Here is a 12,815-nt window from a genome sequence, read left to right as displayed (position 1 = left end):
TCGGACATTCTGCTGGAGATGGCCCTTGAAAGCCCTCGACGAACTGACCTTCGATAATCGTTTCGCCCGCCTGGGCGATACGTTTTCCACCCATGTGCTGCCCGAGCCGATCGACAATCCGCGCCTGGTGGTGGCCAGCCCTGCCGCCATGGCGCTGCTCGATCTCGACCCTGCCGAGGCCGAAACCCCTGAGTTTGTCGAACTGTTCAGCGGCCATAAGCTCTGGGCCGACGCGATCCCGAGGGCGATGGTCTATTCAGGTCATCAGTTCGGTTCCTACAACCCGCAGTTGGGCGATGGTCGCGGTCTGTTGCTGGGCGAGGTCTACAACGAGGCCGGCGAGCATTGGGACCTGCACCTCAAGGGTGCCGGCCAGACGCCCTTTTCGCGCATGGGTGATGGGCGGGCGGTGCTGCGGTCCTCGATCCGCGAATTTCTTGCCTCCGAAGCGCTGTATGCCCTGAACATCCCGACCACCCGCGCCCTGTGCGTGATCGGCTCCGACACGCCGGTGTGGCGCGAGAAGCAGGAACGCGCGGCCATGGTCCTGCGCATGGCGCCGAGCCATGTGCGTTTCGGGCATTTCGAGTATTTCTACTACACCAAACGTCCCGAGAAGCAGAAAGAACTCGGCGATCACGTGCTGGCCATGCATTTCCCGCAATGCCTGGAACAGCCGGAACCGTACCTGGCGATGTTTCGCGAAATCGTCGAGCGCAACGCCGAGCTGATCGCCAAATGGCAGGCTTATGGCTTCTGCCACGGCGTGATGAATACCGACAACATGTCGATCCTGGGCATTACCTTCGACTTCGGCCCGTTCGCCTTCCTCGACGACTTCGACGCCCACTTCATCTGCAACCACTCCGATGATCAGGGTCGTTACTCCTACAGCAACCAGGTGCCGATCGGCCAGTGGAACCTCAGCGCCCTCGCTCAGGCCCTGACGCCGTTCATCAGCGTCGAAGCCCTGCGTGAAACCCTCGGCCTGTACTTCCCGCTGTACCAGGCCCATTACCTGGACCTGATGCGCCGCCGCCTCGGTTTCACCACGGCCGAAGACGATGACCAGAAACTGCTGGAGCACCTGCTGCAACTGATGCAGAACAGTGGCGTCGACTACAGCCTGTTCTTCCGCCGCTTGGGAGAAGAATCACCGGAACTGGCCGTCGCCCGGTTGCGCGATGACTTCGTCGACATCAAAGGTTTCGATGCCTGGGGCGAGCTCTACATCGCCCGGGTGACACGTGAAGGCGAGGTTGATCAGGAACAACGCCGCAAACGGATGCATGCGGTGAATCCGCTCTACATTCTGCGTAACTACCTGGCGCAGAAAGCCATCGATGCGGCGGAAAGCGGCGACTATGCAGAAGTTCGCCGCCTGCATGCGGTGCTGAGTAATCCGTTCGAGGAGCAACCGGGGATGGAGAGCTACGCCGAGCGTCCGCCGGAGTGGGGCAAGCATCTGGAGATCAGTTGTTCGTCTTGATGATTGATCAATCCATGGGATCGATGGCACTGACGACTCGAGCAATGATGTCTGCCATCGTGATGTCATCAAGTCGCTCAATGAACTTGGCTGAGCCGTCCCGAACTCGCTGCTCAATATCAAAACTGCGCACCTGATTGCAAACCGCTACACCGTTCGTTTCGTGGCCGGAGATGATGACCGCCAATCCGGAGTTTCGACTGAAGTTCCCACCACTGGTCACGGGCACTGTCATGCTGACACCCAACGAGTTGATTTCCCTTGGCGTAATCACCACAAACCGATGCCGGTTCATCATCTCTCGTCCCGCAACCGGGTTCGGGTCAATCCAGTAGACATCGCCCCGCTGGGGGGCTTGCCGCCTAACCATCAACCTAGCTCCCGGCCGACTGAATCGCCTTCACGTGCAAACGCCGTCTGAGCATTCAGCTCAGCGACTTCTTCGGAACCTTCAAGCAATTCGGCAAGGCTGTAGCGCTTGCGAGGAGGCTGTACAACCGGACGGGCAATCAACTCGCCATCGACCACATTCAGTTCCAACTGTGCCCCTACTTCCAGGTGCAGGAGCTTCAGTAAAGTTGGCGGGAGGGTAATCACCGCAGCCCCACCTTGACGGCGGATTTTGGAAGTCACGGACATGGGATAACTCCTATCCGATAAATGAAAGGCATCGATCTCTCGATAAGTGCAACAAAAGTAGCACGAAGTTAAAGGCAAAGCGAACTCCTCACTAAGAGACTTGAAGATCGTGGCGTTGCTTCCAGCGTAGCCACCGATCCCAAACCGAACGCTTGGAAAATGTGAGGATTTGCGACAAACGCGTAGCTCCTGCCGGCCTTTCACGGCTTGATAAAAGCAGTTTGCAACACCAGATCAGTTCAAGATTGCCCACTCATTTCAGAGTACGACTATGTCCGACCCACTCCTCATCCCCTGCCCCCACTGCAACGGCCTCAACCGCATCCCCGCGGAGCGCCTCAACGACCATCCAAAATGCGGTCGCTGCAAAGCCGAAGTCCTGCTGAACAAACCCTTTGAGTTGAAGCAAAGCGATTACGCCAGCCAGATCAAAGGCGATCTGCCATTGTTGGTAGATGTTTGGGCGGATTGGTGCGGGCCGTGCAAGTCGTTTGCACCAGTGTTCGAGCAAGCGGCGGCGCAATTGGCGGGCAAATGTCGATTGGCCAAGCTGGACAGCGAGGCAAACCAGCAGTTGTCGGCGCAGCTGGGGATCCGTTCAATCCCGAGTCTGATCCTGTTCAAGAACGGCCGGGAAGTGGCGCGTCAGAGCGGGGCCTTTCCGTTACCGCAGTTGATGAGCTGGTTGCGTAGTCAGGGAATTCAATGACACTGAGATCCAACCATGGAACATGGGGTGGCAAAGGCTCGACTTTCGGTCGACCTCTCGCTGGCAGCGTTAGCGGGTGAGCTGCCGAAAAACCTGCTGAAAGTGCGAGATTGAAACGCGAAAAGCACATATTTCACGCTTTGACAAGCTGCGAAATGTGACAGTATCAGAGCTAAAAAAAAGGTGATTGAATCAGGTTCAGCGTTCTGCCACATGGCCGCGACGCCCTCTAAATCCGGCTTGTGCCGGGACTTTTACAAGGGAGAACTGAAATGACTCAATCAACGCCTGATACGTCACGGACTCTTGCCAGGCCAGAACTACCCGAAAAACTGAATGGCAGCATTACGGAGAAATTCCTTGAATCGAACAGACAAAGAATACCCGTGACAATCCACCGCTACCCAGGTCAATCCATAGGTGACCGGATAAATTTGTACTGCGGAGGCCCCAACGCGGACGCTGTTGTGAGCACTGCATTGATCACTCAGTCTGGTGATAAAACAACGATTCAAGTAGATGCCATTAAACTGAGGAAGCTCTCTCCTGGCACACATGCAATGTACTACGACATCACCCCCAAATCCGGGACGTCCGCCCAGAAGTCCTCGTTGCTCCTCTTCAGATGGATACTGGATTAACTTGCAGCTGCATTCAATTTACGGTCGGTACGACCAATTTCGAGCGAGCTGTAAGGCAGCGATCCAACTGCTCAGCCAGTTACGTCGTACCTTCCGCCTGTAGCAATCAGGCATTTTCCAGCAGGTTGTGCAGATCGACGAATTGCTGCGTCAGCTTGTGACGCGGGTCGAGGTGAATCAGCGGTGTGTTGGCCTGGTGGGATTCACGCATGCGCACCGAGCTGCACAGGTACACCGGTAATACCGGCAGGCCTTCGGCGATCAGTTCGTCGAGGATTTGCTGGGGCAGACTGGCGCGAGCCTGGAACTGGTTGACAACGATACCTTCGACTTCCAGCCCTTCGTTATGGTCATCCTTCAATTCTTCGATTTCCGCCAACAGGCCGTACAGCGCCTGACGCGAGAAGCTATCGCAGTCGAAGGGAATCAGCACACGATCAGCGGCAATCAATGCAGATACCGCATAGAAATTCAGCGCTGGCGGTGTATCGAGGTAGATCCGGTCGTAATCGCCGTCCAGTTCCTCGAGCAATTTGCGCAGCTTGTTGATCTTGTGTTTGGCCTCAAGCTTGGGCTGCAAGTCAGCCAGCTCGGCCGTTGCGGTAATCACATGGAGGTTATCAAACGGGGTTTCGTAGATATCGACCTGGTTTTTCTTGGCGAAAGGCCCGGAAGACAGGGTCTGCTTGAAAAAATCGGCGATACCCATGGGAATATCATTACCGGTGAGCCCCGTCAGGTACTGAGTGGAGTTTGCCTGGGCATCGAGATCCACCAATAAAGTGCGATAACCCTCGCTGGCACTGACCGCCGCCAGATTGCAGGCAATGCTGGATTTGCCTACGCCACCTTTCTGATTGAACACCACGCGCCGCATGTCAAAACCTCCGTGTATCAAAGAATGACCGAGTGTAGTAGTCCACGGCGCTGCTTAGCTACCTCGCCAGCATCGGGACTACACAGTCAGGTGCAATCTCGCGCGGAAAAATCCGTGAACTCATGCACCGCTTGCTGACAGAGCCGGCAGATCCGCCGGCCGAAATGCGGATAATGGCCAAACGACAGCCATGCACGAACTAACCGGTACATTTCATTGAGCAAAATGTAACCATCATTTGCTACACGCCCGCCGCAACGGGATAATGCGCACCACTCAGCGCTCAGCGCTACGTAAGGTACGTTCGCCTGTTTTGCGACTCACCGCGTCAAGGAAGCCCGCAGGGGCGGGATGAATGTCAGTGATCAATTTCAACATCGCCCAATGGCGCGCGTGGGCTCCTGGGCTCGAAAGCGTGGACGATTGGCAAGCCTGGAGCCGACAACCGGTCGTGCTTGCGAGCAGCGATGCCGCACCCGACGTCTCGTTTCTGCCGGCCATGCAACGCCGGCGACTCAGTCGTCTGGCGCGAATGGCGTTCAGCGTCGGCTGGCCCTTGGCCGATGGCCGCCAGGACCTACCGTTGGTCTTTATTTCTCGCCACGGCGAAACCCCGCGCACTTTCGATATTTTGAGCGATCTGGCTACCGAACAGCCGCTGTCGCCGACTCAATTCAGCCTGTCCGTGCACAACGCGATCATCGGCCTGTGGTCGATCATGCGCGGCGAAACCAGTGAAATGACGGCCCTCGCAGCAGCCGGCGATGGCCTTGAACACGGCATGCTAGAGGCCGCGGCTTTGCTTTCCGAGGGCGCTCCCGCGGTACTGCTGATCGTCACCGAAGAGCAACCGCCAAAGGCCTACTCGACCTGGATCGACGACGTGCCGTTCCCTTACGCGGTCGGCCTGCTGATCACTCCCGGAAATGACTGGCAGTTGTCCCTGAACAGCGCCTCGGATGAGTTGTCCAAAGCCCAATGGCCCCATGCCCTGAACCTTTTGCGTACCCTGCTCGGCCAGCAAACAACCTGCCAACATGCCTGGAAAAATCGTGTATGGACCTGGCAACGCAACCTGTAACCGAAAAAAACCGCGACGCCTATTACTGGCGCCTGCTGGCTACCGCCGCAAGCTTCACCCTGTTCGGGTTGGGCGGGCTGTGCCTGCGGCTGGTGGTTTTCCCGCTGCTGAACTGCCTGCCCGGCGATGCCCGGACACACCGGCGGCGAGCGCGGCACACCGTCGCCCGCCTGTTCTGGTTTTTTGTGCGATTCATGGCGCGTACCGGCGTGCTGACTTACGACATCCAGGGCGCCGAAAAACTCGGTCGGCCGGGGCAAATGATCGTCGCCAATCACCCGTCGCTGATTGATGTGGTGTTCCTGATCGGCCTGGTGCGCCACGCCAACTGCGTGGTCAAGAAAAGCCTCTGGGAGAACCCTTTTACCCGCGGCCCGCTACGCTGCATCGAATACATCAGCAACGACGGCAGCATGGACATGCTCGATGCCGCCGCCGACGCGCTGAAAAGCGGCCAGACCCTGATCATCTTTCCTGAAGGCACCCGCACTCAGCCCGGTCAGACGCCAGCCTTCCATCGGGGGGCTGCGGCAATCGCCCTGCGCGGTGCGAAAATCCTCACCCCGGTGATCATCAAGGTCAACCCGACCACATTGACCAAGGCCGAGCCCTGGTATCGGATCCCCAAACGCCGTGTGCACTTCAGTTTCCGTGTCGGGGCCGATATAGATCCACAAGCCTTCGCCTCGCTGGGCCCTGCTCCTCAGGCCTCGCGCAAGCTCAATGACTATTTGCATCATTACTACATTAAGGAGCTCGCCGAAGATGAGCGATCTACACCGTGAAATCAAAGAACTGATCATCGACGCCCTGGGCCTTGAAGACATCAGCGCACAAGACATCGGCGACGAGCAGACGCTGTTCGGCGAAGGCTTGGGCCTGGATTCGGTAGACGCCCTGGAACTCGGCCTGGCCATCCAGAAAAAGTACGGCATCAAAATCGACGCCGACGCCAAAGACACCCGCAATCACTTCAGCAACGTGGCGAGCCTTGCGGCGTTCGTCACTGCAAAACAGGCAGCTTGAGACCGGACCATGCAAACTCGTGACGACATCTTCAACACCCTGCGCGATGCTTTGGTCGAACTCTTCGAGCTGGACCCCAAGCGCGTAAGCCTCGAATCCAACCTGTATCAGGACCTGGAAATCGACAGCATTGACGCGGTCGACCTGATCGATCACATCAAACGCCAGACCGGCAAGAAAATCGCGGCCGAAGAGTTCAAATCGGTGCGTACCGTCAGCGACGTGGTCGAGGCGGTCTACCGCCTGGTTCAGCCAGCCGCATGAGCCGACTGATCGGCCTCGGCCTGCTGCTGGCGGGCCTGCTGTACCCCTTCGCGGTGTATTTCGGCATGGAACATTTCGCGCCGTGGCAGTTCGGCCTGCTGCTGGGCAGCCTGTGGCTGGCCCGGGCGCTACTGGGTGCGCGCCGGCCTGGCAATCTGTGGATGGCGATCACCGCGATTGCTTTTTGCCTGCTGCTGGCGTTGTTCGACAGCCCACTGTTGCTGCGCTGGTACCCGGTGCTGATCAGCGCCTTCATGCTCGGGCTGTTTGGCCTGAGCTTGATCGTTGGCCCGCCGATCATCGAACGCCTGGCGCGTTTGCGTGAACCGCAACTGCCGGCCAAGGCGATTGTTTATACCCGCCAGGTGACGATCGTCTGGTGCGTGTTTTTCTTCTGTAACGGTTTGCTCGCTGCCGCCCTGACCCTCTGGGCGCCGCTAAGTTGGTGGATGTTGTACACCGGCCTGATTTCATACGGATTGATGGGCCTGCTGTTTGCCATTGAATGGCTTATACGACAACGGGTACGAGGCCACCCATGAATTGGATAAAACTTGAGCAATTGTTGCTCAAGGCACAACCGGAACGTGCCGTGACGGCCGAACCGACCCTGAATCACGCTCAGCTGTGCGAACGGGCGTTAAGCCTCGCCGCGGGCCTGCAAGCCCAGGATGTGCGGCGTATTGCCGTGCACCTTGAGGACGCCGCTGACCTGGCGATTGCCCTGCTCGGTGCCTGGCGCGCCGGGGTCAGCGTGCTGCTGCCCGCAGACCTGCAAGCCCAGACTCGCCAGCGCTGGTCGACCGAAGTCGATCTGTGGCTGACCGATCAGGCCGATGACGCACACCTGAGCGATTACCGGGATCCGCCGTTGATGGCGGCCGCACTGGATCTGGATCGCTGTTCGCTGAGCCTGTGCACGTCCGGCTCCAGCGGCGAGCCCAAGCGTATCGACAAAACCCTGCGCCAACTGGCCAATGAAGTCGAAGCGCTGGAACGGCTCTGGGGCGCCGATCTTGGCGCCGCTTGCATCATCGGCAGCGTCGCCACTCAACATATCTACGGATTATTGTTTCGGGTGCTATGGCCGCTGTGCGCCGGGCGCTCGTTTGTGCGCAAGCAGCTGGCATTCCCTGAAGACCTGCAGCGCGCCAGCCGTGAACACCCGGCATTTGCCTGGGTCGCCAGCCCGGCGCTGCTCAAGCGCATGGGTGACAACCTCGACTGGCCCGCATTAAGTGCGGTTCGCCGAGTATTTTCCTCCGGCGGTGCATTGCCGGCCGAGGCTGCACAAAGTCTTCAGCAACGCCTGCAGCAATGGCCGACGGAGATCCTCGGCAGCTCGGAGACCGGCGGTATCGCCTGGCGTCAGGGCCACGCGCTCTGGCAGCCCTTTGCTGACATCGAGTTGAGCCAGGACAGCGACGGCGCCCTGCTCATTGCTTCGCCGTACTTGCCGCCCGGCCATATCGAACACACCGCGGATGCCGCGCGAATCGCTGCCGACGGCCGATTCGAACTGCTCGGACGGCTGGACCGAATCGTCAAACTGGAAGAAAAACGTATCTCGCTACCGATGCTGGAACAGGCACTGATGGCCCACGACTGGGTCGCCGAAGCGCGTCTTGGCGTGGTTCAGGAAAACCGCGCCTCATTAGGTGCGCTGCTGGTGCTGACCGAGTCAGGCCTGCATGCCTTGCGCAATCAGGGTCGACGCACCCTCACGCAAGAACTGCGTCAGCATCTGAGCCAGCATTGCGAAGCCCTGGCCCTGCCACGACGCTGGCGCCTGCTGCGGCAACTGCCGCTGAACGCTCAGGGCAAACTGCCCCAGGCCACCGTTGAAGCCCTGCTGCTGGCGCCGCGACCAAAGGCGCCGCAAGTGCTGGAGCAGGTCGAAGTCGATGGCGAGTGGAGCCTGCAACTGGCGGTCCCACCCGACCTCGCCTACTTCAGCGGCCACTTCCCCCAGGCGCCGGTATTGCCCGGCGTGGTGCAAGTGGAATGGGCGTTAACACTGGGCCAGCAATTGATGGACCTGCCGGCAAAATTCGCCGGCATGGAAGTGCTGAAATTCCAGCAACTGGTGCGCCCCGGCGATGAAGTCCAACTGCACCTGCGCTTCGATCCGACGCGCAGCAAGTTGTATTTCACCTATCGCAACGAGACCGCGACCTGCTCCAGTGGACGGATCTTGCTGGAGGCCTCAAGCGATGCATAACCTTAGTGAGTGCTGCGCACTCAATCGCGAGCAGGCTCGCTCCCACACTGGATCTGCGCCCTACACGAATCCCCTGTGGGAGCGAGCCTGCTCGCGATGCAGGCGCCTCGGTGCTTCAGGCGAAACCCAACATGCATAACCCCTGCGCAATTGTCCCGGTCTACAACCACGAAACCGCCATCACCACCGTGGTTGATGCGCTGCTCGCCAGCAGCCTGCCATGCATTCTGGTGGACGATGCCAGCAGCCTGGCCTGCGCAAAGGTGCTCGATCAACTGGCCTTGCGCGACAACGTATTCCTGATCCGGCTTGGCGCCAACCAGGGCAAGGGTGGCGCGGTCATGACCGGTTTTCGCGAAGCCTCGCGCCTGGGCTTCAGCCATGCCTTGCAGGTGGACGCCGACGGTCAGCATGATCTGCAAGACGTCCAGACCTTCATTGAACTGTCACGCGCCCATCCCGAGGCGGTGATCTGCGGCTATCCGCGGTACGACGCCAGCGTGCCGAAAGGTCGCTTGTACGCCCGTTACCTGACTCACGTCATGGTCTGGATCAACACCCTGTCGTTGCAGATTCGCGATTCCATGTGCGGCTTCCGCGTCTATCCGTTAGCACCGACCCTGGCGCTGATCGATTCGGCGAAGATCGGCAAGCGCATGGACTTCGACTCCGACATTCTGGTACGACTGGCCTGGCGCAATCTCCCCATGCAATGGCTGCAAACCAACGTCCATTACCCGCTGGATGGCGTCTCGCATTTCCGCCTGTTCCACGACAACGTGCTGATTACGAGCATGCACACCCGGTTGTTCTTCGGCATGTTGCTGCGCGCGCCAGTGATTCTCTGGCGACGGTGGCGAACATGAGCACTGACGCGGATAAAAAGCACTGGGCTGATCGCGAAGAGCGCGGCAGTTTCTGGTTGATGAAATTCACCGCACTCTGCGCCAAAGTGCTGGGCCGTCGGCTGCTGAGCCCGCTGCTGTACGGCATCGTTCTGTACTTTTTCCTGTTCGGTCGCGGCGCCCGTCGCAGCGCCTGGCAATATCAGCAGCGCCTCGCCGACTGGAGTGGTCGCAACGAATTGCGCCCGACCCATTGGCGGGTGTTCGGCCAGTTCATGGCCTTCGCCGACTCCATGCTCGACAAGCTCGACGTCTGGAACGGCAAATTGAGCATCGAGCAGATTGAAATCATCGACCCGGCCTTGCTGCGCAATCAACTGCGCGGCACCCGCGGGCAGATGCTGGTAGGCGCGCATTTGGGCAATCTCGAGGTCTGCCGTGCGCTGGCCGAGATCGGCGAAAAAGTCACGATGAACGTGCTGGTGCACACCAAGCACGCCGAACAATTCAACCGCTTGCTCGGTGAAGCTGGCGCGACTAATTTGCGGCTGATTCAGGTCAGCGAACTGGACCCGCTGATAATGCTGCAACTCCATGAACGCCTGGAGCGCGGCGAATGGCTGGCGATTGCCGGCGATCGCGTGCCGCTGCATGGCGGGCGCAGCGTGACGGTGGATTTCCTCGGCCATCAAGCCGCGTTCCCTCAGGGGCCCTGGTTGCTGGCCGGTCTGCTGAAATGCCCGATCAATCTGATGCTGTGCCTGAAGAAGCCGACGGGCGACTATCGACTGACCCTCGAACCGTTCGCCGACGCCATCGTGTGGAAACGCAGCGACCGTGAGCAGGTCATTCATCAGTGGGCCTCCCGCTATGCCGAACGCTTGGGTCACTATTGCCTTGAAGCGCCCCAACAATGGTTCAACTTTTACCCTTTCTGGAAGACCGATGACGACGCCAACGCTTGAGCCGGTAACCTTCGGCGAACTCCCTTTGCGCATTGAGGACGTGCTGGCCCTGGCCAACCGTCAGGTGCCGACGCAGTTGCAAAGCGACCCTGCGTACCGCGAGCGTATCGCCAAGGGTGCGCGATTCCTCGACTCCCTGCTGGACAAGGAAGGCGTGATCTACGGCGTGACCACCGGTTACGGCGATTCCTGCGTGGTCGCGGTGCCGCTGCATCACGTCGAGGCGTTGCCTCGTCATCTGTACACGTTCCACGGCTGCGGTCTGGGCAAACTGCTGGATTCGCAGGCCACTCGCGCGGTGCTGGCGGCGCGTTTGCAGTCGCTGTGCCACGGCGTGTCCGGGGTGCGCGTGGAACTGCTGGAACGCCTGCAAGCCTTCCTCGAACACGACATTCTGCCGCTGATTCCCGAAGAGGGCTCCGTGGGCGCCAGCGGTGATCTGACGCCGTTGTCCTATGTCGCCGCGACCTTGTCCGGCGAGCGTGAAGTGATGTTCCGGGGCGAACGCCGACTAGCTGCCGACGTGCACCGCGAACTGGGTTGGGAGCCGCTGGTATTGCGCCCGAAAGAAGCATTGGCGCTGATGAACGGCACCGCGGTCATGACCGGTCTCGCGTGCCTGGCCTATGCCCGCGCCGATTACCTGCTGCAACTGGCCACGCGCATCACCGCGTTGAACGTGGTCGCCCTGCAAGGCAACCCCGAGCACTTCGACGAGCGCCTGTTCGCCACCAAACCGCATCCTGGGCAAATGCAAGTCGCCGCGTGGCTGCGCAAGGATCTGGCGATCGACGCGCCGACCGCGCCGCTGCATCGCCTGCAAGACCGTTATTCCTTGCGTTGCGCGCCCCACGTCCTCGGCGTATTGGCCGACAGCCTGAACTGGCTGCGCTCGTTCATCGAGATCGAGCTCAACAGCGCCAACGACAACCCGATTATCGATGCCGAAGCCGAGCGCGTGCTGCACGGCGGGCACTTCTACGGCGGCCACATTGCGTTCGCCATGGACAGCCTGAAAAACCTGGTGGCTAACGTCGCCGACCTGCTAGACCGTCAACTCGCCTTGCTGGTGGACGAGCGTTACAACCATGGCCTGCCAAGCAACCTGTCCGGCGCCACCGCTGACCGGGCGATGCTCAATCACGGCTTCAAAGCAGTGCAGATCGGCACCAGTGCCTGGACCGCCGAAGCGCTGAAAAACACCATGCCGGCCAGCGTCTTCTCGCGCTCAACCGAGTGCCACAACCAGGACAAAGTGAGCATGGGCACCATCGCCGCCCGCGATGCGATCCGTGTGCTGGAACTGACCGAACAGGTCGCCGCCGCCACCCTGCTGGCCGCCAACCAAGGCGTCTGGCTGCGCAGCAAGGCCGAGGATGCACGTCCATTGCCGCCAGCCCTGGCCGCCATGCACGAAGAACTGGCCAAGGACTTCCCACCGGTCATCGAAGACCGCGCGCTGGAAGGTGAATTGCGCCTGTGCCTGCACCGCATCGCCGAGCAACACTGGAGGCTGCATGCGTAGCAAGGGAGTGCTTCACACCGATACGGAAATCCTCGTGCCGTTCTTTGATGTCGACACCATGAACGTCGTCTGGCACGGCCATTACGTCAAATACCTGGAAGTCGCCCGCTGCGCGCTGCTGGACAAGATCGGCCACAACTATTCGGCCATGGTCGAGTCGGGTTACGCCTGGCCGGTGATCGATCTGCAATTGCGTTATGTGCGCGGCGCCGTGTTTGGCCAAAAGCTCAACGTGCGCGCCAATCTGGTGGAATGGGAGAACCGTCTGAAGATCAGCTACCTGATCAGCGATCTGGAAACCGGCGAACGCTTGACCCGCGCCAGTTCCGTGCAGGTCGCCGTGGACATGAGCAGCCGCGAAATGCAGTTGGCCTCACCCAAGGTTTTCACCAACGCTGTTGAAAGGATGCTCGCATGACCCCGCTGAAAACCCTATGTAGCAGCTGGCGAAGTTGTGGCGAGGGGATTTATCCCCGTTCGGCGGCGAAGCCGTCGCCATGCGTTTATCCTGATGCACCGCACTCTCAGGTTTT

At 59.7% G+C, this 12,815-nt stretch carries 16 protein-coding genes; 13 read left to right on the top strand and 3 right to left on the bottom strand.

All coding sequences use genetic code 11. The features are described from left to right. Positions 1-25: 25 nt before the first annotated feature. Positions 26-1,489, top strand: coding sequence for a protein adenylyltransferase SelO (selO, locus tag IB252_RS19195; protein ID WP_192409924.1), 1,464 nt, complete (start codon positions 26-28; stop codon positions 1,487-1,489). Positions 1,490-1,496: 7 nt separating this feature from the next. Here the strand turns inward: selO and IB252_RS19190 are convergent, their stop codons facing one another. Beyond that, on the bottom strand, positions 1,497-1,859 hold the full coding sequence (locus tag IB252_RS19190; protein ID WP_192409923.1) for a type II toxin-antitoxin system PemK/MazF family toxin: 363 nt from the start codon (positions 1,857-1,859) through the stop codon (positions 1,497-1,499). Further along, positions 1,859-2,128 carry an AbrB/MazE/SpoVT family DNA-binding domain-containing protein gene (locus IB252_RS19185; RefSeq protein ID WP_095127471.1) on the bottom strand — a complete coding sequence of 90 codons (270 nt, stop codon included), beginning with the start codon at positions 2,126-2,128 and terminating at the stop codon, positions 1,859-1,861. The genes IB252_RS19190 and IB252_RS19185 overlap by 1 nt, the downstream gene beginning before the upstream one ends. A gap of 271 nt (positions 2,129-2,399) precedes the next feature. On the opposite strand from IB252_RS19185, the gene trxC reads away from it, so the two are divergent. Both trxC and IB252_RS19175 read left to right on the top strand, forming a co-directional pair. Next, positions 2,400-2,837, top strand: a complete 438-nt coding sequence (trxC, locus tag IB252_RS19180) for a thioredoxin TrxC (protein ID WP_192409922.1) — start codon at positions 2,400-2,402, stop codon at positions 2,835-2,837. Positions 2,838-3,109: 272 nt separating this feature from the next. Continuing rightward, a complete protein-coding gene (locus tag IB252_RS19175) occupies positions 3,110-3,478 on the top strand; it encodes a hypothetical protein (RefSeq protein ID WP_192409921.1) in 369 nt (122 codons plus the stop codon). Between the two features lie 106 nt (positions 3,479-3,584). Here IB252_RS19175 and IB252_RS19170 read toward each other — a convergent pair whose 3' ends face one another. Continuing rightward, entirely contained in the window at positions 3,585-4,355 is a 771-nt protein-coding gene (locus IB252_RS19170; protein WP_111449343.1) for a ParA family protein, read from the bottom strand. 355 nt (positions 4,356-4,710) lie between these two features. On the opposite strand from IB252_RS19170, the gene IB252_RS19165 reads away from it, so the two are divergent. From IB252_RS19165 to IB252_RS19120, 10 genes are all read left to right on the top strand, one after another. Then, positions 4,711-5,436: a beta-ketoacyl synthase chain length factor gene (locus IB252_RS19165; RefSeq protein WP_192409920.1), complete on the top strand. Its 726-nt coding sequence runs from the start codon at positions 4,711-4,713 to the stop codon at positions 5,434-5,436. Further along, positions 5,412-6,221 carry a lysophospholipid acyltransferase family protein gene (locus IB252_RS19160; RefSeq protein ID WP_192409919.1) on the top strand — a complete coding sequence of 270 codons (810 nt, stop codon included), beginning with the start codon at positions 5,412-5,414 and terminating at the stop codon, positions 6,219-6,221. The genes IB252_RS19165 and IB252_RS19160 overlap by 25 nt, the downstream gene beginning before the upstream one ends. After that, positions 6,202-6,462 carry a phosphopantetheine-binding protein gene (locus IB252_RS19155; protein WP_046045641.1) on the top strand — a complete coding sequence of 87 codons (261 nt, stop codon included), beginning with the start codon at positions 6,202-6,204 and terminating at the stop codon, positions 6,460-6,462. Before IB252_RS19160 ends, IB252_RS19155 begins: the two co-directional genes overlap by 20 nt. A 9-nt stretch (positions 6,463-6,471) precedes the next feature. Continuing rightward, entirely contained in the window at positions 6,472-6,726 is a 255-nt protein-coding gene (locus IB252_RS19150) for an acyl carrier protein (RefSeq protein ID WP_110965992.1), read from the top strand. Then, on the top strand, positions 6,723-7,268 hold the full coding sequence (locus tag IB252_RS19145; protein WP_111449346.1) for a hypothetical protein: 546 nt from the start codon (positions 6,723-6,725) through the stop codon (positions 7,266-7,268). The genes IB252_RS19150 and IB252_RS19145 overlap by 4 nt, the downstream gene beginning before the upstream one ends. Then, complete coding sequence (locus tag IB252_RS19140) at positions 7,265-8,947, top strand: acyl-CoA synthetase family protein (RefSeq protein ID WP_192409918.1); 1,683 nt, start codon at positions 7,265-7,267, stop codon at positions 8,945-8,947. Before IB252_RS19145 ends, IB252_RS19140 begins: the two co-directional genes overlap by 4 nt. A gap of 131 nt (positions 8,948-9,078) precedes the next feature. Continuing rightward, positions 9,079-9,813 carry a glycosyltransferase family 2 protein gene (locus IB252_RS19135; protein WP_192409917.1) on the top strand — a complete coding sequence of 245 codons (735 nt, stop codon included), beginning with the start codon at positions 9,079-9,081 and terminating at the stop codon, positions 9,811-9,813. Further along, positions 9,810-10,757: a glycosyl transferase gene (locus IB252_RS19130; protein ID WP_192409916.1), complete on the top strand. Its 948-nt coding sequence runs from the start codon at positions 9,810-9,812 to the stop codon at positions 10,755-10,757. The genes IB252_RS19135 and IB252_RS19130 overlap by 4 nt, the downstream gene beginning before the upstream one ends. After that, complete coding sequence (locus tag IB252_RS19125) at positions 10,738-12,282, top strand: HAL/PAL/TAL family ammonia-lyase (protein WP_192409915.1); 1,545 nt, start codon at positions 10,738-10,740, stop codon at positions 12,280-12,282. Before IB252_RS19130 ends, IB252_RS19125 begins: the two co-directional genes overlap by 20 nt. After that, on the top strand, positions 12,275-12,700 hold the full coding sequence (locus IB252_RS19120; protein WP_192409914.1) for an acyl-CoA thioesterase: 426 nt from the start codon (positions 12,275-12,277) through the stop codon (positions 12,698-12,700). Before IB252_RS19125 ends, IB252_RS19120 begins: the two co-directional genes overlap by 8 nt. The last annotated feature ends 115 nt before the right edge of the window (positions 12,701-12,815 follow it).

Source organism: Pseudomonas sp. PDM10, assembly GCF_014852295.1.
In the GTDB taxonomy this organism is placed as follows: Bacteria; Pseudomonadota; Gammaproteobacteria; order Pseudomonadales; family Pseudomonadaceae; genus Aquipseudomonas.
The sequence above is the reverse complement of the archived record's forward strand: the minus strand, read 5'-3'. Positions and strand labels throughout refer to the sequence as shown.